Annotated in this window: 22 protein-coding genes; 6 read left to right on the forward strand and 16 right to left on the reverse strand. The window is 65.5% G+C overall.

Annotation, left to right across the window (positions count from 1 at the left end; all coding sequences use genetic code 11):
• Positions 1–162: 162 nt before the first annotated feature.
• Positions 163–606: a four-helix bundle copper-binding protein gene (locus HZF03_RS09005; RefSeq protein WP_012495376.1), complete on the forward strand. Its 444-nt coding sequence runs from the start codon at positions 163–165 to the stop codon at positions 604–606.
• Positions 607–697: 91 nt separating this feature from the next.
• On the opposite strand, the gene HZF03_RS09010 is transcribed toward HZF03_RS09005, so the two are convergent.
• The 16 genes from HZF03_RS09010 to HZF03_RS09085 form a co-directional block, all read right to left on the reverse strand.
• On the reverse strand, positions 698–937 hold the full coding sequence (locus HZF03_RS09010) for a PilZ domain-containing protein (protein ID WP_011157331.1): 240 nt from the start codon (positions 935–937) through the stop codon (positions 698–700).
• Positions 938–1069: 132 nt separating this feature from the next.
• Entirely contained in the window at positions 1070–2428 is a 1359-nt protein-coding gene (locus HZF03_RS09015) for a TIGR03808 family TAT-translocated repetitive protein (protein WP_119018394.1), read from the reverse strand.
• 117 nt (positions 2429–2545) lie between these two features.
• The gene (locus HZF03_RS09020; RefSeq protein WP_119018395.1) at positions 2546–3193 is read right to left on the reverse strand and encodes a pyroglutamyl-peptidase I; all 648 of its coding nucleotides are present in this window, start codon (positions 3191–3193) and stop codon (positions 2546–2548) included.
• Positions 3190–4179: a methylmalonyl Co-A mutase-associated GTPase MeaB gene (gene meaB / locus HZF03_RS09025; protein ID WP_119018396.1), complete on the reverse strand. Its 990-nt coding sequence runs from the start codon at positions 4177–4179 to the stop codon at positions 3190–3192. Before meaB ends, HZF03_RS09020 begins: the two co-directional genes overlap by 4 nt.
• Positions 4180–4265: 86 nt before the next feature.
• A complete protein-coding gene (locus HZF03_RS09030; RefSeq protein ID WP_119018397.1) occupies positions 4266–4859 on the reverse strand; it encodes a beta-class carbonic anhydrase in 594 nt (197 codons plus the stop codon).
• Between the two features lie 197 nt (positions 4860–5056).
• Positions 5057–5842, reverse strand: coding sequence for a DUF3298 and DUF4163 domain-containing protein (locus tag HZF03_RS09035; RefSeq protein ID WP_119018398.1), 786 nt, complete (start codon positions 5840–5842; stop codon positions 5057–5059).
• A gap of 60 nt (positions 5843–5902) precedes the next feature.
• Positions 5903–6304 carry a type II toxin-antitoxin system VapC family toxin gene (locus tag HZF03_RS09040; protein WP_234832228.1) on the reverse strand — a complete coding sequence of 134 codons (402 nt, stop codon included), beginning with the start codon at positions 6302–6304 and terminating at the stop codon, positions 5903–5905.
• 5 nt (positions 6305–6309) lie between these two features.
• The gene (locus tag HZF03_RS09045; protein WP_119018400.1) at positions 6310–6567 is read right to left on the reverse strand and encodes a type II toxin-antitoxin system Phd/YefM family antitoxin; all 258 of its coding nucleotides are present in this window, start codon (positions 6565–6567) and stop codon (positions 6310–6312) included.
• A 63-nt stretch (positions 6568–6630) separates the two neighbouring features.
• A complete protein-coding gene (scpA, locus tag HZF03_RS09050; RefSeq protein ID WP_012495379.1) occupies positions 6631–8790 on the reverse strand; it encodes a methylmalonyl-CoA mutase in 2160 nt (719 codons plus the stop codon).
• A gap of 62 nt (positions 8791–8852) precedes the next feature.
• Complete coding sequence (locus HZF03_RS09055; RefSeq protein ID WP_011157342.1) at positions 8853–9317, reverse strand: GFA family protein; 465 nt, start codon at positions 9315–9317, stop codon at positions 8853–8855.
• Entirely contained in the window at positions 9314–11185 is a 1872-nt protein-coding gene (locus tag HZF03_RS09060; protein ID WP_119018401.1) for a methylmalonyl-CoA mutase subunit beta, read from the reverse strand. Before HZF03_RS09060 ends, HZF03_RS09055 begins: the two co-directional genes overlap by 4 nt.
• Before the next feature lie 157 nt (positions 11186–11342).
• On the reverse strand, positions 11343–11834 hold the full coding sequence (gene folK / locus HZF03_RS09065) for a 2-amino-4-hydroxy-6-hydroxymethyldihydropteridine diphosphokinase (RefSeq protein ID WP_119018402.1): 492 nt from the start codon (positions 11832–11834) through the stop codon (positions 11343–11345).
• Position 11835: 1 nt separating this feature from the next.
• The gene (gene folB / locus HZF03_RS09070) at positions 11836–12201 is read right to left on the reverse strand and encodes a dihydroneopterin aldolase (protein ID WP_119018403.1); all 366 of its coding nucleotides are present in this window, start codon (positions 12199–12201) and stop codon (positions 11836–11838) included.
• The gene (gene folP / locus HZF03_RS09075; RefSeq protein WP_119018404.1) at positions 12198–13055 is read right to left on the reverse strand and encodes a dihydropteroate synthase; all 858 of its coding nucleotides are present in this window, start codon (positions 13053–13055) and stop codon (positions 12198–12200) included. The genes folB and folP overlap by 4 nt, the downstream gene beginning before the upstream one ends.
• A gap of 65 nt (positions 13056–13120) precedes the next feature.
• Entirely contained in the window at positions 13121–13528 is a 408-nt protein-coding gene (locus HZF03_RS09080; RefSeq protein WP_012495381.1) for a DUF4332 domain-containing protein, read from the reverse strand.
• Positions 13529–13545: 17 nt separating this feature from the next.
• Positions 13546–13914, reverse strand: a complete 369-nt coding sequence (locus HZF03_RS09085) for a hypothetical protein (RefSeq protein ID WP_011157348.1) — start codon at positions 13912–13914, stop codon at positions 13546–13548.
• Between the two features lie 336 nt (positions 13915–14250).
• Here HZF03_RS09085 and HZF03_RS09090 point away from each other — a divergent pair, with 336 nt between their 5' ends.
• The 5 genes from HZF03_RS09090 to HZF03_RS09110 all read left to right on the forward strand — a co-directional run bounded on the left by HZF03_RS09090 (position 14251) and on the right by HZF03_RS09110 (position 21336).
• On the forward strand, positions 14251–15861 hold the full coding sequence (locus HZF03_RS09090; protein WP_119018405.1) for a helicase HerA-like domain-containing protein: 1611 nt from the start codon (positions 14251–14253) through the stop codon (positions 15859–15861).
• Positions 15862–16168: 307 nt separating this feature from the next.
• Positions 16169–17575 (forward strand): M20/M25/M40 family metallo-hydrolase, encoded by a 1407-nt coding sequence (locus HZF03_RS09095; RefSeq protein ID WP_119018407.1) that lies wholly within the window; start codon positions 16169–16171, stop codon positions 17573–17575.
• A gap of 334 nt (positions 17576–17909) precedes the next feature.
• Entirely contained in the window at positions 17910–20210 is a 2301-nt protein-coding gene (locus HZF03_RS09100) for a TonB-dependent receptor (RefSeq protein ID WP_119018408.1), read from the forward strand.
• Between the two features lie 113 nt (positions 20211–20323).
• On the forward strand, positions 20324–21058 hold the full coding sequence (locus HZF03_RS09105) for a cobalt ABC transporter substrate-binding protein (protein ID WP_119018442.1): 735 nt from the start codon (positions 20324–20326) through the stop codon (positions 21056–21058).
• A complete protein-coding gene (locus tag HZF03_RS09110) occupies positions 21055–21336 on the forward strand; it encodes a DUF3649 domain-containing protein (RefSeq protein WP_119018409.1) in 282 nt (93 codons plus the stop codon). Before HZF03_RS09105 ends, HZF03_RS09110 begins: the two co-directional genes overlap by 4 nt.
• Positions 21337–21390 lie beyond the last annotated feature (54 nt).

The following is a 21390-nucleotide window of genomic DNA, read 5'->3' on the forward strand; positions in this document are numbered from 1 at the left end:
TGTGGGGCCGCTTCCGATTCTGGCAGCGGCCCCATTCGCCGGCCTGGAAGCCGGGCATGACGACGATGGAGAATAATCGACTACAATCAGGCGGGCGTTGGCGTGATTGTATTTTCATCCGGGTGGAGTAGAGATTCGAACTCCACGCAGGGGGATTTCATCATGCTCGACCGCCGCAATCTTCTGACCGTTCTCGGTGCCGCGATCTTTGTCGCTTCGCCCGCGCTCGCCGCCGAGGACCACAGCGCCCACATGCATGCCGCGGCAGCCGGCGCTGCGCCGGCCAACGCCAAGCTGATCGAGACCGCGTCCGATTGCGTCAAGACCGGACAGGCCTGCATCGCGCATTGCCTGCAGTCGTTCGCGGCCGGCGATACCTCGCTCGCGGCCTGCGCCAAATCGGTCGACCAGATGCTGTCGGTCTGCGCCACGCTGCAGAAGCTCGCATCCCTCGGTTCGCCGAACCTGCCGGCGATGGCCAAGGTGGCGCTGGCGGTGTGCGAAGACTGCGAAAAGGAGTGCCGCAAGCACGCCGATCATCACGCCACTTGCAAGGCCTGCGCGGACGCCTGTAAGTCCTGCGCGGACGCCTGCCGCTCGGTTTGATCTCATTCGCCGCCGCGAGTGACGCGTACCTCGCGACGGGCTTCGACCGAGAGTCGACGGACCTGGCTTGCCAGGTTCGTTCCCCGCTTGCTCAGTCGAATGAAACGCCGATCCGTTTCTCTTTTCGCCAGATGACGCGGCTGGCCCGTTTGATCTGGTCGCTCGGAACGTAGAGCGTGAAGCGGTCGGGGATGAACAGGGGCGTGACGACGTCCAGCGCCGCGCCGGCTTCCGAGATATTCCTGACGCTGCAGTCGATTGCGCCGCCGCCGAACTCGATGGTTGCAGCCTTCAGGACGCGCCGACGCGGAGTTTTTCTCTGCTCATCCATTCGGCCGTTTGAGCATGAGAATTTTATATTTCTGTGAACGCATACCTCAAAAACTGCCCGCAGTGCGACCGGTTAGGTACAGCGAAGTACGGACGCAGACGTGCACGCGGAGGACGCCGTCATGGCGCCCAGTCACCGGGTGGTATTGTGGCCGAGCGAGACCTGGTTGAACCGAGTCGAGCCCGGCGTCGTCAGGTCCGGCGTCACTGGTCTGGCGTGGTCGAGACCGACCACCGCGCCGCGCGGGGTTTCGGCGATGACGTTGCCGCTGATCGTGGCGGTGCCGGCGCCGTCCACCACCGACACGCCGATGCCGATGAAGCTCTTGCGCACGACATTGCCCGTGATCGCGACGTCGCGCAGATAGCGGCCCCAGCCGGCAACGATGCCGAATGACGGCGCATTCTCGATCACGTTTCCCGAAACCGCGGTGTCGGCTTCGACATAGATCCCGATCCCGGCATCGTCGTCGGGCGCAGTGCCGATCGGGCGCTTTGGCTTGAGGTTGCGGATGATGTTGCCCTGCACCGTGCTGAGCCGGCCGCCCTCATTGAAATTGCACACCGAGACGCCGAGCGCGGCACCGTCGACGGTGTTGTTATTGATCACCGCGCCTTCGAAGGCGAATTCCGAATACAGCGCGACCTCGCGCACGTTCAACACGCTGTTGCCGGTGATCTGAATGTTCGAGGCCGAGTTGCCGCGGACTGCCGAGTAATCGCAATCCTTGATGCGGTTGCCGCTGATCACCACGTTGCCGGCGCGAAACGCGTTGATGGCGTTGCCGTACTGGCCCGAGCCGCCCGGACCGGCCTTGATGTTCTCGATCCGGTTGCCGGTGACGAGCGTGCCGTCGTCGCCGATCGAGGTGCGCAGAATCTCGATTCCGTTGTCGTTGGTATCAATGATGGTGTTGCCGTCGACGCGCAGCCCCTTGGCGTCGAACGATACGACGCCAGTCACCGCAATCTTGGTCAGCATGTTGTTGCCGATCGCGCCGGAGCTGGCCTCCAGCCAGATGCCTGAGCCGCCGCTGGCGGTGATCATGCAATTCTCGATCCGCAGGTCCTGTGCGGCGATGCAATGCACCAGTCCGCGTCGGCTCGGCAGCGGAATGCCGGCGCCGTCGAGCACGAGGCCGGACAGCGTCGCCGTTTCGGCGCCCTGACTGTCGAATAGCGATGGCCCGCCGGTGAAGATCAGCCGCGTGGCGCCGCGCACACCGGACAGCTGCGTGCCGGACGGGAGTCGCAGTGTGCCGGTGCGATAGTTGCCGGGCGGCAGTGCCAGCGGCACGCGCCGCTCGGCGGCATCGTCGATCGCGCGCTGCAGGGCTGAGGTCTGGTCATCGGAGCTGTCGGGACGGACGCCGGACAATGATGCGTCGCGTCCGCGGCGTGAGGCGGGGGCGGCGGCGAGCGGTGAGGCGGTCAGCGCCAGTGCGCCGGCGGTTGCCAGAGTGCCGAGGAAATCGCGGCGGTGCAGGGCCATGGCGCGCGTGCTCTTGTGCGATGATCTGCCGTTCCGACAACTAACGCAGAATCCGCCGCGGCGCGGGCAATCGCGCCGAGCCAAATGGGTGATGTTTGGCGGTAGGGTTAACCAGGCTCAGGCTGCCGGACCGCAGGCGGCGCGGGTCAGCCGCACCAGCTCGAGCAGCATCGCCTCGCCGGCATCGACCAAGTGCTCGGCGGTGATCGCGCTGCCCGGCCATGCGCGTCCGTCGCGCGCGGTCAGCGGCACGTGGACGAAAGCGGCCAGGCGCGGGCCTCCCGGCGCTCGCGTCGCGTCGATCGCCCGCCAGCCCAGATAGTTGCAGAGATAACGCCCGGCATCGCGCGACGCCCGGGCGTCGATCCCGGTTGTGCGCGCGGCGCGGAGAAGCTTTTCGCAATGCGGACCGAACAGCCGCGCGTCCTCGCCCGGCACGATCGACGCGGTGCGCAGCGTCACTTGGTCGGCGTCGGGCCACAGCGTGGTGATGGCATTGCGGGCGCGGGTCTCGATCCGGATGTGCCGGGTCGAGGCGGCAAGGCCGAACATCAGCAGCGCGTCGGGACGATGCTGTGCCAGCAGCGCCGGCAGATCGCGATCGACCGCGCGGTAGCTGACGTTGAAAACGTGCCCGACGCGGACGATCTCGTTGAACGCCGGCCGTCGCAATTTGACGAGGCGATCGACCAGCGCCGGAGTCGGATTGAACGGTGCACCGGGAAACGGCCCGAAGCCGGTGATCAGGATGCGCCGGCCGCTCACCCGATCAGCTCCGCGACCCGATCGGCGCCGAGCGTGGGCGTGATCGAGCCTTCGGCAACGGCGGCCTCGGTCGATTTCACCTTGGCGCGGAGCGCCGGGTCGCTGCGCAGCTTTGCCTTCCAGCGATCCTCGAGCAGCGTCCACATCCACTTCACTTGCTGCTCGCGGCGACGGGCGTCGAACTCGCCCGACGGTGTGGTTGCGGCGCGATGGTCCAGGATCGCCTGCCACAGCTCGGCGATGCCGGTGCCGGTCATCGCCGAATAGGTCTTCACCGGCGGCTGCCAGTTCGGCGAGCGCGGGGTGAGGATATGCAGCGCCGCGCGATACTCGCCGGCGGCGAGATTGGCGCGCTTGATGTTGTCGCCGTCCGCCTTGTTGATGGCGATCATGTCGGCAAGCTCGACCAGGCCCTTCTTGATGCCCTGCAGCTCATCGCCAGCGCCAGGCAGCATCAGCGCCAGGAAGAAGTCGGTCATATCGCAGACCGCGGTTTCGGACTGGCCGATGCCGACGGTCTCGACCAGCACGACGTCGAAGCCGGCGGCCTCGCACAGCAGCATCGCCTCGCGGGTCTTCGCCGCGACGCCGCCAAGTGTGCCGGAGGAGGGCGAGGGACGGATGAAGGCGTCCGGCTCGGCGGATAGCCGCGCCATCCGGGTCTTGTCGCCGAGGATTGAGCCGCCGGTGCGCGCCGAGGACGGATCGACCGCCAGCACCGCGACCTTGTGGCCCTGCTCGATCAAATACATGCCGAGCGCGTCGATGGTGGTCGACTTGCCGACGCCGGGCGAGCCGGTGATGCCGACGCGGATCGCTCGGCCGGTTTCGGGCAGCAGGTCCTGCACCAGCGCGCGCGCGGATGCCTGGTGGTCGGCTCGGCGGCTTTCGATCAGGGTGATGGCGCGCGCCAGCGCGGCGCGGTGGCCGCTGCGGACCTCGCTGGCGAGATGGGCAATGTCGCCGGTGCGTCGGGCTGAATTCATGGCGCCCGTTTACAACGATTGGGCGCCAGGAGCGAGGGGAGTCCGGCGCGGAATGAGCGCGCGCGGATCTCCCTGTTGATGACGCTTCAGGTGGCAGGTCTGCCGGCGGCGCTGGCCTCTGCGACCTCGTCCAGCCGGCCGGTCTTCACGTCGTAGATGAAGCCGTAGATCGGGATGTGCTTCGGCACCAGCGGATGGCTGCGAATTCGCGCGACGTCCTCGGTGACGCTCTTGGCGTTGTCCTGAAACGTATGCCAGTGCACGAAATGACCGGCGACAGAGCCGCCGCCGTGCTTTGGATTGCTCCAGTGCTGGCCGTCGAAGCTGGCGGTCTCGAGATTGTCCTCGAGCAGGTCGGCGATCACCTCGCCGGTGAACAGCTGCATCCCGCAATCGCTGTGATGGATCACGAACCATTCCTGGGTGCCGAGCAGCTTGTGGGAGATCACCAGGGAGCGGATCGCGTCGTCGGAGGCGCGGCCGCCGGCGTTGCGGATGACGTGCGCGTCGCCTTCGGCGAGGCCGGCATATTTGGCAGGATCGAGCCGGGCATCCATGCAGGTCAGAATCGCGAAGTGCCGCGCCGGCGGCAGCGCCAGATTGGCCTTGTCGCCAAAGTCCTTCGCATACTGATTGTTGGCCGATAACACGGCGTCGTAATTGCCGGCTGGCTTGGTCATGTCGTCCACTCCGCAACGTTGCTGACAGCTTTCCGTCCGCCGCGCCGGATCGGGGCAGCGAATGGAAATCGTCCGCAAAAAAGCAGAGTTTGCGCAGAAGCGGCGTTCGTTGTTCGGCGTGCGAGAGAGTAGTTCTACTGGAAACCGCACGCGCCACAGATGGCCTGTTCTAAACCGCCGTTGGCGTACCGTGTCGCCTATTCGGCCTTGCGCTCCTGCTTCGGCCGATCGCCGCCGAAGATCGCACTGCCGTCGGCCGACAGATACGGCTTCAGCGCCGTCCACGGCACGAACGCCTCGTATTCACCCTCCGCATAGGCGCCGACCGCGTAAGGCGCGTAGTGGAAGGTGAGTCCCGAACTCTTTCCCGCAGTAGTCGACGGCGCCAGCGTCACCGGCCCGATCTTGAGCAGCTTCGGCTCGATGCTCTTGATGTAGGCGGTGTCCTCTTCATCGGCGCCGCGTTCCTTCTTTTCCGCCTTCAGCGCGGTGACGATGCCGTCGACCATTGCCCGCATCGCCGGGCTGCCGTCGGACAGGTCGGTGAAAAACGGGCGGATGCTGATGCGCCTGCTGAGCTGCTTGTCCCACAGAATGGTGTCGATGTCGGTGTTGGGATGGGCGCCCCCGGTGTAGCTGTAATCGGTGCGCAGGATCGAGACGTAGCGATCCGCGACCAGCGAATCCGTGGTGTAGCTGCGCTCATAGGTCCACGGGCCGTTGCGGAACAGCTCGGGGTCGCTCTTGAATTCCGGCTCGGCCTCGGTGCGTCGCTCGGCGATCCACTTCTTGCCCTCGGCCAGGCAGTTCTCGGCGAGCTTGGCATCGGCCTTGATCGCCGCATCGAGCGTCACCGTGCCGTCGATCGCCTTGGTCTTGACGGCAAAGTCCGGCTTCGGCTTCCCCGGCTCGGCGACGGCGGGGGAGAGGACGCAGATGCTGGCCAGAACCAGCACGATGCGGAACAGGTTCGAATAGCTCAACGGTCGGACTCCTTGCGCGTGCGGGATCGTCTGTCGATCATCGCAGATGGCCTTCGTTCGTCACACAGGAAGGATTTCAATGCCGCGCTGGCGCGCCGCTTTTCGCATCTGGCCGTCAAAAGTGAAGAGCGGCAGGTTCCTGACCTCGGCCAGCCGGACATACAGTTCATCGTAATAGGTCAGCCCGGAATCCAGCGCCCTGCGAACGGTGCCGGCGACATCGTCGAGCTCGGGGGGTGATTGCGTGATCACCTCGAGAATCTTCAGGTTGTGCAGCGCGTATTCGAGCTTGTCGGGAGCAAGCCGGCCGCGGCGAACGTTCGTGGTAAGCGCATTGCCGATTTCAGCGTGCCAATGCGCCGGGACAACGAATTGCTGGTCCGCTAAACTTTCAAACACCTCATCGTTGGCGAGGTGCTCGCGCTCATCCAGAAACATCGCCAGGGCGGCGGATGCGTCCATTACGATCAACGCCGGCCCTCGTTGATCCAGCTCTTAATCTCGTCGTGAGTCGGATTCAGCTTCAGCTCGCGCGCCAAGCTGCGCAAATTGCGGATCGCCTGGCGCCGTCGTGCGATCGCTTCGGCTGACAGCTCGCTACTCGCCTGGACCAGTCGTGCGACAGGCTTTCCGTGCCGCGTGATTGTCACTTCGGCACCGCTTTCAACCTCGTCGAGAAGGCTCGACAGGTGGGTCTTTGCTTCGAAAATGCCGACCTGCTTCATGCAGGCAAACTAGTCTGGTTAGACTAGTTCGTCAATTAAGCCGGCATCTCTCGAAGTCGGCGGCTACTCCGCCGCCTGGCTGGAATGGCCGAGGCGGGCGTTCAGCTTGTGGATCAGCTCCTCGGCGGCGTCGGCGATCACCGTGCCGGGCGGGAAGATCGCTTCGGCGCCGGACTTATAGAGCGCGTCGTAGTCCTGCGGCGGGACCACGCCGCCGATGATGATCATGATGTCCTCGCGGCCCTGCTTCTTCAGCGCGGCCTTGAGTTCCGGGACCGCGGTGAGATGCGCGGCGGCCAGCGACGACACGCCGAGAATGTGGACGTCGTTCTCCACTGCCTGCCGCGCCGCCTCTTCGGCGGTGGCGAACAGCGGCCCGATGTCGACGTCAAAGCCTATGTCGGCGAACGCCGAGGCGATCACCTTCTGGCCGCGGTCGTGGCCGTCCTGGCCGATCTTGGCGACCAGGATACGCGGGCGACGGCCCTCGGCGTCCTCGAACGCGTCGATCAGCGCTTGCACCTTCTCCATCCGGTCCGCCATCGATGCGACCTCCCGCTTGTAGACGCCGGTGATCGACTTGATCTCGGCGCGATGCCGGCCATAGACCTTCTCCAGCGCGTCGGAGATTTCGCCGACGGTGGCTTTCTTGCGCGCCGCATCGATCGCCAGCGCCAACAGGTTGCCGTTGCCTTCCGAAGCCGAGCGGGTCAGCGCCAATAACGCGGCGTCAACATCGGCCTGGACGCGCTCCTTCTTCAGCCGGCCGAGCTTGTCGATCTGCAGCCGGCGCACGGTCGAATTGTCGACCTTGAGCACGTCGATCGGAGTTTCATCGGTCGGCTTGTACTTGTTGACGCCGATCACCGACTGCCGGCCGGTGTCGATCCGCGCCTGGGTCTTGGCGGCAGCTTCCTCGATGCGCAGCTTCGGCACGCCGGCTTCGATCGCCTTGGCCATGCCGCCGAGCGCTTCGACTTCCTGGATGTGAGCCCAGGCCTTCACCGCGATGTCGTGGGTCAGCCGTTCGACATAGTACGAGCCGCCCCACGGATCGATGATCCTTGTGGTGCCGCTCTCCTGCTGCAGGAACAGCTGGGTGTTGCGCGCGATTCTAGCAGAGAAGTCGGTCGGCAGCGCCAGCGCTTCGTCGAGCGCGTTGGTGTGCAGCGACTGGGTGTGGCCCTGAGTGGCCGCCATCGCTTCGATAGTTGTCCGGGAGACGTTGTTGAACACGTCCTGCGCGGTCAGAGACCAGCCGGAGGTCTGGCAGTGCGTGCGCAAGCTCAGCGACTTCTGCTGCTTCGGGTCGAACTGCGTCAGCAGCTTGGCCCACAACAGGCGCGCGGCGCGCATCTTGGCGACTTCCATGAAGAAGTTCATGCCGATCGCCCAGAAGAACGACAGCCGCGGCGCGAATTTGTCGACGTCGAGACCGGCCGCGATGCCGGCGCGGACGTATTCGACGCCGTCGGCGAGCGTATAAGCGAGCTCGAGGTCCTGCGTCGCGCCGGCTTCCTGCATGTGATAGCCGGAGATCGAAATCGAGTTGAACTTCGGCATCTTCTGCGAGGTGTAGGCGAAGATGTCGGAGATGATCCGCATCGAGGGCACCGGCGGATAGATGTAGGTGTTGCGCACCATGAACTCTTTCAGAATGTCGTTCTGAATGGTGCCCGACAGCTTTTCCGGGGAGACGCCCTGTTCCTCGGCGGCGGCGACGTACAGCGCCAGGATCGGCAGCACCGCGCCGTTCATGGTCATCGACACGCTCATCTGGTCGAGCGGGATGCCGGCGAACAGCGTGCGCATGTCGTAGATCGAGTCGATCGCCACGCCGGCCATGCCGACGTCGCCGGCGACGCGCGGATGATCGGAGTCGTAGCCGCGGTGAGTGGCGAGGTCGAACGCCACCGACAGGCCCTTCTGACCGGCGGCGAGGTTGCGGCGATAGAACGCGTTGGAATCTTCAGCGGTCGAGAAGCCGGCATATTGCCGGATCGTCCACGGCTGGTTGACGTACATGGTCGGGTAGGGGCCGCGCAGGAACGGCGCGACGCCCGGCCAGGTGTCGAGAAAATCGATGCCGGCGACATCCGCCTCGGAGTAGCCCGGCTTGACCAGAATGCCTTCGGGCGTCAGCCACGGCTGGGCCTCACCTGCAGGGGCAGGGGCGGCAGTGGGCTGGAATGCGATCTCGGCGAAGTTCGGAATCTTGCTCATTTTTATCTGATCTCACTACAGCCCATCGTAGCACGGCTGCCGTTTCTCGTCATTTCGTCGGGTTAATCGTGGTCCGGCTGCTGATAGCTGAACACTTGTGCCAGCCTGTCGGGCCCGTAGTTCTGCAGCGTGGTCTTGCTCGGCAGGTTCGCGATCGTGCCGGTCCAACCGAGCCTTGCTTCGGTGCCGTATTGCATTGTCGGGACCACCCGGTCCGGCCGATCGAAAGTTCCGGTCAGGATCTCGATGCTGTCGCAGAACATCAGCCGATAGCCCAGCGGGGTGCCGCAATCCTTGCAGAAGTCGCGCTCGGCGACCGAGGAGGAGCGGAACGACGCAGGCTGGCCGCGGGTCCAGGCAAAGTTGTCCTTGGCGACCTCGGCCATAGAGGCGAACGGTGCCCCGGTCGCCTTCTGGCACATCCGGCAATGGCACAGCGCCGTGCTCAGCGGCGGCGCCGACAGCGCGTAGCGGATCGCGCCGCACTGGCAGCCGCCGGAGAGCACCGCTTTGCCGGTCCCCGTCATGCCGCTTCGATGCCCTTCCAGGCGTCACTGAGCGTCGCCAGCGCGTCGCCGCCGGCGAACACGAACTCCTGCACCCCGGCTTCGCGCAGCGCGCTCTCCTGCTCGCCGGGGCGGCCGGCCAGATAGATCCGCTTGGCGCCTGCGGCGCGCAGCGCCTGGGCGGCCGCGGCCGCATAGGTCGGGTAGGCCTTGTCGGACGAGCACAGGCACGCGAACGCCGCACCGGACGCCTTGAAGGCGTCGGCGAGCGCAGCCGCATCGGTGAAGCCTTCGCTGTCGATCGCCTCGATGCCGCCGGTCTCGAAGAAGCTCTTGGTAAAGGTGGCGCGCGCGGTGAAGTCGGCCGGCGTGCCGAGATTGGCGAGGAACACCTTGGGCCGCGACGCCTTGGCGGCGAGCACCGCATCGGACTTGTCGCGCAGGGTCTCGAACGGCGTCGCAACGCGGATCGGCGTCAGCGCCGTGAAGCTGATCTTCGCCTCACCGGCGGGCGGTACCGCGGCTGGCTTGACGTCGAGCACCTTGGCCTGTGCCTCGTGCAGGTTCGGGAACTCGGAGGCGCCGGTCAGAACGTCGCGGCGTTTGGCTATCGCCTTGTCGCGAGCGGCGCGGATCGCCGCAACCTTCGGCTGGATCAGCCCGGCCTGCAGCGCGGCGAGCGCGCCGCCGGCGCGCTCGATCTCCTGGAACTGGGACCAGGCGGCGTCGCACAGCTCCTTGGTCAGCGCTTCGATGCCGCCGGCACCGGCAGCCGGATCGGCGACCTTGTCGAGGTTGGACTCTTCCAGCAGGATCAACTGCGTGTTGCGAGCGACGCGGCGCGCGAAGCTATCTGGCAGGCCTAGCGCCAGCGTGTGCGGCAGCACCTGCACCGAGTTAGCCCCGCCGAGTGCGGCGGCGAACGTCGCCATCGTGGCGCGCAGCATGTTCACGTAAGGGTCGCGCTGGGTCAGCATCCGCCACGCGGTCTCGGCGGCGACGACCAGCGGCTTGGGCGCGAGGCCGCAGGCCTGTTCGATCCGCGCCCACAAGAGGCGCAGCGCGCGGAACTTCGACAGGGTGAGGAATTGATCGGCGTCCGCCGACAGCCGCGCGTAGATCATGCCGCGGGCGGCTTCGGGAGACACGCCGGCGGCCTCCAGCGCCCGCAGATAGGCGACGCTGCAGCCGAGCACGTAAGCCAGCTCCTGCGCCTCCGAACCGCCGGCGTCGTGGATCACGCGGCCGTCGGCGACCAGGAACGGGCCCTTGAACCCGGTGCTGGCGAGGCCGGCGGCAACGTCGCCGAGGCCCTTGGCGATCTCGCTCCAGTCGGTGGCGCTGGATCCCTGCACGGCGCGCGCGCCGAGGGGATCGATGCCGAAGCGGATATCGCAGGCTGCCGGGTCGGTGCCGCGGCTCTTGATCAGGTCGGCGAGGTGGCGGACCACGTCACAGGATTGCGGCGGGAACTGCAGTTCGATCGCGATGCCGGCGTCGAGATGGACACCCTCCAGCACCTGCGCGATGGCTTCCTGCGTGGCTGGCAGACCGAAGCCGCGCGCGCCGACGCTGCCTGCGAACACCAGCGTCAGGCCGGTGGCGCCGTTTTCGAGGTCCTGCAGGGCCTGCTTGTTGGCTTCCTTTGGCTCGGGGTGATCGACCCGCTGCATGATCCGCCATGGTGCCGCGGGAGCACGGCCGGCGATCGGTGCGGCGTCGCGCGCCCGCACGTAGATCGGATCGATCTGGATGCCGTCGTAGCTCTTGCTGATCAGCTTCTCGAACGGTGCGCCCTTCAGCACGCCGTCGACCAGCTTGCGCCAGTCCTCATAGCCGGCCGGGGCGAAATCGGCGGCGAGCCGCAGCTCTTGGTTTGCAGAAGACATCGGTGAAATCGAACTCCCAGAATACCGGAACGTGATTTGGCCGGAAAATGCCACGTGCGGACGGCGATGCCAAACAGTTGTTTGAGGCAATAAGGACGAGATTGGGCCCTGTGCACTGCGGCGGACCGTGTTGCGGGATATTCCCAGAAGCGGCGGCTCAGTCGCGGTCTGGCAGCCGTTCGATCCCCGCGGTCGACAGCCCGGCGAGGGCGTCTTTCAGCGAGCGGCCGGCGATCACCGGATCCGGCACGATGTCGAGCAGCGGCACCAGCACGAAGGCGCGCTCGAACAGCCGCGGATGCGGCAGCGTCAGGTCCGGCCGATTGATTACCGCGTCGTCGTAGGCGATCAGGTCGAGGTCGAGCGTGCGCGGTCCCCAGCGCCGTTCGTTGGCGCGGTCGCGGCCGAAGCGCTTCTCGATTTTGTGCAGCGTGAACAAGAGCGCGTGCGGATCGAGCGCGGTTTCGATCGCCACGCAGGCATTGACGAAGCGGTCCTGCTGTTCATCGCCCCACGGCGGCGTCGCGTAGTCCGGGGAACGCGCGATTAGTTCGGCTTGGGTCATGCCACAGATGTTGGCGATCGCCTTGTCGAAGGTGGCGCGGACGTCGCCGACATTGCCGCCGAGCGCGATCAGGGCGCGCGGCATCTCAGCTCCGCCTGCGGGTGATGATCACGCCGACGTCCTCGAAGATCGCCGGGATCGGCGCGTGCGGCTTATGCACCGTCACCTTCACCGCGGTGATCTTGTCGAAGCTCGCAAGGATCGCATCGGCCACCGCGCCTGCGGCGCGCTCGAGCAACCGGTAGTTGGCATCCTTGAACGCCGCGGTGGTACACGCCACCACGTTCGAATACGACACCGTGTCGGACAGCCGGTCGGTGCGCGAGGACTCCGACAGATCGGCGGTAAGCTCGAGGTCGATCACGAAGCGCTGGCCGACTTCGGTCTCGTGCTCCATCACGCCGTGGCGGGCGTGCAGCACCAAGCCGGAAATGAAGATGGTGTCGTTCATCGGCTGTCCCTGATGGCGTGGGCGACTTTCAGTGCCTGCGAGGTCGCGGCGACGTCGTGCGCGCGGATGATCTTGGCGCCGTTCTCGACGGCGATCAGATGCGCGGCGAGCGAACCGCCGAGCCGCTGCTTCGGTTCGCTCGGCACGATCGTACTAATAAAACGTTTGCGCGAGGCGCCGATGAGCAGCGGGCGGCCGAAGCTCGAGAACTCGCGCAGCCGCGCCAGGGTGATCATGCTCTGCTGCGGCGTCTTGCCGAAGCCGATGCCGGGATCGAGCACGATCAGCTCCTCGGCGATCCCGGCCTTGGTGGCGATCGTCAGCGAGCGTTCGAAGAACGCGTTGATGTCGGCGACGATGTCGATGGCTGGATCGGCCGCGTCGCGATTGTGCATCACGATCACCGGGGCGCGGCGCGCTGCAATCACGCCCGCCATCTCCGGATCGCGCTGCAATCCCCACACGTCGTTGGCGATCGCGGCACCATGGTCGAGTGCCCAGGCGGCGACGTCGGCCTTCATGGTGTCGATCGACACCGGCGTGCCGAGCGCGACCACCGCTTCCAGCACGGGCTGCAGCCGCCGCAGCTCTTCAGCCGCGGTCACCGGCTGGGAGCCGTAGGGGCGGGTGGACTCCGCACCGATGTCGATGATCTCGGCGCCATCGGCGATCATCTCGGCCGCATGGGCGCAGGCCTGCTCGGGGGCGAGATAATCGCCGCCGTCGGAGAAAGAATCCGGTGTGACGTTGAGAATGCCCATCACCGCCGCGGCGGGACGCACCAGCAGATCGCGCAGCTGTGACGGCGTGGCCGGAGCGGCGGGCGATGCGGGCAGCGATGGGGAGGCGATCATGCGCCAGCGCTTTGCGCGGTCCGCGAAAGCCTGTCAAGCGGCGGGCTGCGCCGGCGGGCCGGACCTTAGTAGGTAATTTTCAATGGCAGCTTGCGTGCCTGTTCGATCAGTTGCCCGACTTCTTTCTCGGAGGGCAGGGCGCGCACCAGTTTGCGCTTGAGATTGGCCTCTTTCATGTTCTGCGCCAGCCGCGCCGGATTGCGGTGGGTGAATTCGCGCAGCGTCGAGACGCCGGCGGCGCGCAGCAGATCGGCCTTCGCCTTGCCGAGCCCGGGAACCCGCATGCAGTCGGCAAGGTTGGCCCATTGCAGCAATTGCTGTTCGGTGAGGCCGGTCTTCGCGGCGAGCGCCTTGCGGCCCTTCACGGTCCGTGCGGCTTCGAGCAGCGCTTCGGTGGTGCGAATTCCTACCGATTTCAATTTGCTCGCGGCAACCTCAGTGATGCCATCGAGCTGAGCGATTGGATATGTCATGGCACTCGATACTAGGTTTAGGTGAACTGGCGGAGGCCGGGCGTGCCTTCGATGATGGCGCCCATCTTCTCCGCCCCAATTCTGTCGCGGCCGGCTTTGAACAGTTCGCGGGCTATCGTCTGGATCTGGGACATGCCGAGGCCGAGGCCGAGCAGCTTCGTCCCCATCGCCATCACGCCGCCGCCGATCAGTCGGCTCAGCCCGCCACGCGAAGAGCCTGCCGCTTCGATCGCAGCTTCGGCGCCCGGAATGCTATCGATCAAAGCCTGGACCGGCTCCGGCGGTCCTTCATTGCGGAGAAAGGCGAGAATGATGCCGATGGTCTTGCCGGCAACAGATTTGTCCAGACCGGCCTTATCGGCCAGTCTTTCAATCAACTCGTCCATAACGCCCCCGCCACGCCGGCTCTTATCACCGGTCCATGTTCTAAAATCATCCTGATCTGCTCTGCAACGAAACACAAGCGACCCTGGTCATCGAGTCAGCGACTCGGCGGCATTTCGCTCCGCAAGTGTTGCAACATTGCAAAGGCGACGACGCGAGATATGCTGCTGGGGCAGCGCGAAGCCACGCATCAAGCGTCGTTTGCGCGCGGTAGGGTGAATATCGCGCCAACGTCTCGCCGCGATCGTCGTTGAATGGTTCCATTGTGATTGGCAGGATGAGTGTTGCGCCGGGCGATCGATCGCCGGTTGGAATGTTCTGTGCGAGGAAACGAAGAAATGGCGGCGAGCGGCATCGCGAGCGGTGATACCGAAGACAAGATTTTTATCGGTAAAGGCGAACAGCCGGCGTGGTTGACGTTGGCGCTCGCCAATCGTCACGGCCTGGTCACCGGCGCCACCGGTACAGGCAAAACAGTGTCGCTGCAGGTGATGGCGGAAGGCTTTGCGCGCGCCGGCGTACCGGTATTTGCAGCCGACATCAAAGGCGATCTATCCGGTATCGCCGAGGTCGGCGAGGCCAAGGACTTCATCCTCAAGCGCGCCCAGGAGATCGGGTTGAATTTCCAGCCCGATCAGTTCACCACCGTGTTCTGGGACGTGTTCGGCGAGCAGGGCCATCCGGTGCGCGCCACCGTTTCCGAGATGGGGCCGCTGCTGCTGTCGCGGATGCTCGATCTCAACGACGTGCAGGAAGGCGTGCTCAACGTCGCATTCCGTGTCGCCGACGACATGGGCCTGCCGCTGATGGACATGAAGGATCTGCGTGCGATGCTGGATGCGATCGCGCCGATCGCCCAGAAGGTCGCGGACAACGGCGATGTCAACGCCGACATTCGCCAGGCTGCGCAGTCGCTCGGCAACGTCACCAAGCAGACCGTCGGCACCATCCAACGTCAGCTTCTGGTCCTGGAAAATCAGGGCGGCGAGAAGTTCTTCGGCGAGCCTGCGCTGCAGCTCAAAGACTTCATCCGCACCGACAGCCAGGGCCGCGGCCTCGTCAATATTCTGGTCGCCGACAAGCTGATGACCAATCCGCGGCTGTACGCGACCTTCCTGCTGTGGATGCTGTCGGAACTGTTCGAGGAGCTGCCGGAAGTCGGCGATCCCGACAAGCCGAAGCTGGTGTTCTTCTTCGACGAGGCGCACCTGCTGTTCAACGACGCGCCGAAGCCGTTGATGGACAAAATTGAACAGGTGGTGCGGCTGATCCGCTCCAAGGGCGTGGGCGTGTACTTCATCACCCAGAACCCGATCGACGTGCCCGACCGGGTGCTGGCGCAGCTTGGCAATCGCTTGCAGCACGCGTTGCGCGCGTTCACGCCGCGCGACCAGAAGGCAGTGGCGGCTGCGGCCGACACGTTTCGGCCGAACCCGAAGCTCGATACCGCTAAGGCGATCACCGAGCTCGGCAAGGGCGAGGCGCTGGTGTCGTTCCTCGAAGGCAACGGCACGCCGGCGATGGTCGAGCGCGTGCTGGTGCGGCCGCCGTCGGCGCGGATCGGGCCGATCACGCCGGAGGAGCGCAAGGCGATCATCGCCGCGAGCCCGGTGAGGGGCAAATACGACACCGCGGTGGATTCCGAATCCGCCTACGAGAAGCTGCGCGCCCGGATCGACGGCAAGTCGGCGAGTGAAGGCCCTGCACCGGGCGAGGGCGGCATTCTCGGTCAGCTCGGCGGGCTGTTCTCGACCGTGTTCGGCACCAACACGCCGCGCGGCAAGCTCACCACCGGTCAACTCGTCGCCCGCAATGTCGCCCGCACCGTCGCCACCACGGTGGTCGGCGGCGTCGCCGCCGAGCTCGGCAAGAAGGTCGGCGGATCGCTCGGCAGCTCGGTCGGTCGCTCGATCGTGCGTGGCACGCTGGGCGGAATGCTGCGACGGTAAGGCGGCCATGCGCGGCGACGACGCGTATTGATACGCGTCGTCCTCTAACGCATGGTTCGAGACGGCGCTATGCGCCTCCTCGCCATGAGGCTGTACACGCTCTTCGCCTGTCGAGAGTCAGTCGTGAAATGAAGGATTTTTAGCGTCATTGCGAGCGAAGCAATCCACTCCGTGTACTGGATCGCTTCGTCGCGGAGCCTGTGCCCGGACGGCGCGCAGCGCAGATCCGGGCGCTCCTCGCAATGACGGGGCGACTCCACGGACTCGACCACCGCGAAGCATCTCGAGTCATAAGAAGGAACACAGCATGTCCGCCAGCTCTCACGTTCAAACGGTGCTTGCCCGCGCCGATGCCGATTTCGACTCCGCGTTGCAGCGGCTGTTCGCACTGTTGCGGATCAAGTCGATCTCGGCCGATCCGGCGTTCGCAGCGGACTGCAAGGCGGCGGCTGAGCATCTTTGCGCCGACATCGCGTCGATCGGATTTGATGCCGAGGTGAGGCCGACCGCCGGTCATCCGGCGATCGTGGCGAAGGCCAAGAGCAACACCGGCAACCGGCCGCACGCGCTGTTCTATGGCCACTATGACGTGCAGCCGGTCGATCCCTTGGAGCTGTGGCACCGGCCGCCGTTCGAGCCGGTGATCGCGGACCACGCCGACGGCCGCAAGATCATCGTGGCGCGCGGCGCGCAGGACGACAAAGGCCAGCTCTCGACCTTCATCGAAGCCTGCCGTGCTTGGAAGGACGCGACCGGCGAACTGCCGATCGATCTGACCATCGTGATCGAGGGCGAAGAAGAAGTCGGTTCGAAGAACTTCGTGCCGTTCCTCGACGCGCACAAGAAGGATCTCGCTGCCGATTTCGCGCTGGTCTGCGACACCGGGATGTGGGACCCGGCGACGCCGGCGATCACCACCTCGCTGCGCGGCCTCGTCTATGAAGAGGTGAAGATCAAGGCGGCGAACCGCGATCTGCATTCCGGCGTGTACGGCGGCGGCGCGCAGAATCCGATCCGGGTGCTGACGCGGATTCTCGGCGGCCTGCACGACGAGCACGGCCGCATCACCATTCCGGGCTTTTACGACGGCGTGAAAGATCTGCCGCCGGAGATTTTGGCGCAGTGGAAGGGGCTGAACCTGACCGCCGAGAGTTTTCTCGGCCCGATCGGGTTGTCGATCCCCGCCGGTGAGGACGATCGTCTATTGATCGAGCAGCTGATCTCGCGGCCGACCTGCGATATCAACGGCATCGTCGGCGGTTACACCGGCGAGGGATCGAAAACGGTGATCGCGGCAGAGGCCTCGGCCAAGGTGTCGTTCCGCATCGTCGAAGGGCAGGACCCGAACAAGATCCGCGATGCGTTCCGCGCTTATGTCACCGCCCGGCTGCCGGGCGATTGCCGCGCCGAATTCCTCGATCACTCCAACGGGGCAGCGATCGCGCTGCCGTGGGACATGAAGCCGCTCACCGCGGCGAGCCGCGCACTGACCGAGGAGTGGGGCAAGGAGGCCGTGCTGATCGGCTCGGGCGCATCGATTCCGATCGTCGCCGATTTCAAGCGCACGCTCGGCCTCGATAGCGTGCTGATCGGCTTCGGTCTCGACGACGACAACATCCATTCGCCGAACGAGAAGTACAACCTCACCAGCTTCCAGAAGGGCATCCGCTCGTGGGTGCGGATTCTCGGTGCGCTGGCCGACGCACCGCGTTGAAACACCTCCGCGTCAGATCGTCACCTCGCATTGCGCGAGCTTCGCGCTGATCTTCGACGAAGCCGCGCAAGCTCGGAATCGTTCTAGATTGAAGTGCGCGGTCGCCTGCGGTGGCGCAACGTGGTCATAGGCGTTGCCTGGCAAGCGATTGCTTCTCGGCCACGTCGGCGATGACGCGCAGGCCGCGCAAATAGGTCACAGCAGGAACAATAGAGTCGTTCTAAGTTGTTAGTGCGGTGCTCTGATCGACGTATATCGATTCTAAACCGTACCTCGTTGCCTCTCCCGTCTGCGTCTCCTACCCCGGCCCCAATTATTGGAATTGGGGCGTTAAGTGAGCAACTTCAAGAACAACAAGAATCGTCTTTACTTGGGCGTCGCGGCGGGCGTCGTCACGGCCACTGTGGCGAGCCTGAGTGCGTCGCCAGTGCGGGCGCAGGAAGCCGAGCGGCGCGTGCTGCCGCCGGTCTCGGTCGATGCGCCGCAGCAACGCGCTCGGTCTGCCACGCGCACCGCGCAGCCGCGCGCTACGCCGCAGCGCGCCGCGCGGGTGGCGCCGCGCCGAGCTGCCGAACCGCCGCCGCCTCCAGCCGCGCCGCCGACCACGATGGGTTCGACCCGCACCATCGGCGCGCCGGCGCCGGCCTATGCGGGCGGCCAGGTGGCGCAGGGCGGCACGCTCGGCCTGCTCGGCGCGACCAGCGTGATGAACACGCCGTTCTCAACCGTCAACTTCACCTCGCAGCTGATCGAAGACCAGCAGGCGCGCACCGCCGCCGACACGCTGATCAACGACTCGTCGGTGCGCACCACGACCAGCAGCAACGGTTTCGACGACACATTCATCATTCGCGGCTTCCCCGTGAATGCCACCGACGTCGGCCTTAACGGTCTGTACGGGTTGTCGTCGTCGCAGCGCGTTCCGGCCCAGATCATCGAGCGGATCGAGTTGCTCAAGGGTCCAGGCGCGCTGATCAACGGCATCGCGCCCAGCGGAGCCGTCGGCGGCGGCATCAACATCGTCACCAAGCGTGCTACTGACGAGCCGTTCTCGCGACTAACGCCGTTCTTCATGAGCGCGGCGAATTACGGACTGCATCTCGAAACCAGCCAGCGGTTCGGCGCCAACAAAGAGTGGGGCGTTCGTTTCAACGGCGTTGGTCGTAACGGTGAAGCCTCGATCAGAGACGGAAATTTCCAGTCGGGTCTGGGTGCGGTGGCGATCGACTATCGCGGCGATCGGCTTCGCTGGACGCTCGATCTGTTCTCGCAAAACGACAACACCGACAACTTCCGCCCGCAGATCAGCCTGCTGCCGACCGCCACTGCGATTCCGGCTCCGCCTGATGCACGCAGCAATTGGTATCCCGACACGAGGCTGCGCCAGAAGGACAACACGGCCGCGACCGCTTTGGAATACGACCTGACCAACTGGCTGACCGCCTATGCGGGCGTTGGCTATCGTGATGGCTCGAACTACCAGACCTTCCCGCGCTCGGCGACGGCGGTCGATGCGCTGGGCAATTTCCAGGTTCAGAACACCTATTACGATTCCTACAGCAAGACCGTGAGCGGCAATGTCGGCTTCCGGTCGCGGTTCGACACCGGGTTCATCGGCCACAAGCTCAACGTCGCCTATACCGGATTCTTCCAGGAGGCGGGCAACGCCTACATCCAGGGCGGCACGACCGCGTCCAATATCTACAACCCGGCACCGCTTCCGGCGGTGACACTCGACCGATACTCGCCGCGGCACGCCTCCGATAGCACGCTGACCAGCGTCGCGGTGGTCGACACCATGTCGTTCCTGAACGAGTCGGTGCTGCTGACGCTCGGCGGTCGTCATCAGATGGTGAAGCAGGAGAGCTACGCCACAACCGGCACCAACATCGGCGCGTTGACGTCGACTTACGACGCCAGCGCTACGACACCGCTCGCCGGTATCGTCGTCAAGCCGTGGACGAACGTGTCGCTGTATGCCAACTACGCCGAGGGTCTCACGCGCGGCACCATCGTCGGCGGCAACTTCTCGAACGCTGGCACGATCCTGGCGCCGTACAAGTCGAAGCAACAGGAGGCCGGCGTCAAGGTCGACTGGGGCACCATCACTACCACCGCAGCGGTGTTCCAGATCGCCCGTCCCAGCCTGATCACCACGGCGGCCAATGCGCAGGCCTACGACGGCGAGCAGCGCAACAGGGGCCTGGAGCTGAACCTCTATGGCCTGATCCTGCCCGGGCTGCGCGGCATGGCGAGTGCGACGTTCATCAATCCCGAACTCACCAATCCGACCGACCCGACGCAGCGTGGCAATGCCGCGGCAGGCGTGCCTGACAAGGCGTTCTCTGCCGGGCTCGACTGGGATACGCCGTGGGTCCGCGGACTCGCGCTTAACGGTCGAGTGATCCACACCGGAAGCGCCTATCTCACGACGGCGAACACGCTGAGCTTCCCGGGCTGGACTCGTCTCGACATCGGCGCGCGCTACACCACGACGGCACTCACCGGCAAGCCGGTCACGTTCCGCGCCAACATCGAGAACGTCACCGGCGAGACCTACTGGCTCACCACCGGCACCTACGTCACCGTGGGCGCGCCGCGCACCTATCTGTTGTCCGCGGCGTTCGATTTCTGATCGAACGCGCGCAGCGCCCGCAACGAACTTCATGCCCGGCCTTCGTGCCGGGCATCCACGTGTCGGAGGTCGATCGTCCGCCACGCGATCTTCAAACCAACAAGGAGCACGACATGAACAAGCTCTCTCTCTCGATCGTTGCGCTGCTCGGCGCCGTCGTGCCAGCGCAGGCGCATCAGATCTGGATCGAGCAGGCGGATGGCCAGGCTTTGGTGCGGTTCGGCGAGTTCGGCGAAAACCTGCGCGAAGCCTCACCCGGGCTGCTCGACAAATTCGGCAAGGTGACCGGCACGCTGCTGTCGGCCAAGGGTGAGCAGAAGGCGGAGGCGAGCAAGACCGCGAGCGGGTTCAAGCTGCCGTTCACCGCGGCGGCCGGTGACAGCCTCGTGGCCGAGGACGCGAGCTATCCGCTGTACACCTGGAAGCAGCAGGATAAGGACGTGCGGAATTGGTTCTATCCGGCGGCGCGGCTGATCACCGGTTTTGCCGAGCAGCAGCCGAAGCTGGTGCTCGACCTGGTGCCGACCGGGCAGCCCGGCCAGTTCAAGCTGGTGTTCAAGGATCAGCCGAAGCCGAAGACCAAGGTCACGCTGACGACGCAGTCGGGCTGGGCCAAGGAAGCGCACACCGACGCGCAGGGGCTGGTCAGCTTCGACATGCCGTGGAAGGGCGTCTACGTCGCCGAAGTCAGCCTCAACGACAAGACCGCTGGCGAGCGCAGCGGCCCCAAGGGGGCGGAGCCCTATGATGCGGTGAGCTACGCCACCACCGTCACTTACGAGAAGGCCGACGGCCTGCCGCCGCTTCCGCCCGCTCCGCGGGCGACGCCAGCCGCACCGAGCAAATGATCACGCGGGCGCACCGCGCACAGACGATCGGCCCGCTGATCGCGCGCATCGCGGCGGCGGCGGCCGGCGGCTACGGAATCGCGGCGCTGCTCAGCGTTGCGGTGCTGGCGCTGCCGATCAGCAAAGCCCAGGCGGTGCTCACCGGTCAACTGGCCAGCTTCGCTGTGTGTGCGGCCGTGGTGATCTGGGTGTTCGCGGCGCGGAGTGCGCTGAGAGCATGGATCGGCTTGGCCGTCGTCGCCGCGGTGTTGGCGCCGCTGGCATGGTTTGCTTCCTGATGGGGCGCATCGCGTGACCAAGCACGATCGACAATCCGCGAGCCGCGGCATCCG

The organism is Rhodopseudomonas palustris (genome assembly GCF_013415845.1).
In the GTDB taxonomy this organism is placed as follows: domain Bacteria; phylum Pseudomonadota; class Alphaproteobacteria; order Rhizobiales; family Xanthobacteraceae; genus Rhodopseudomonas; species Rhodopseudomonas palustris_F.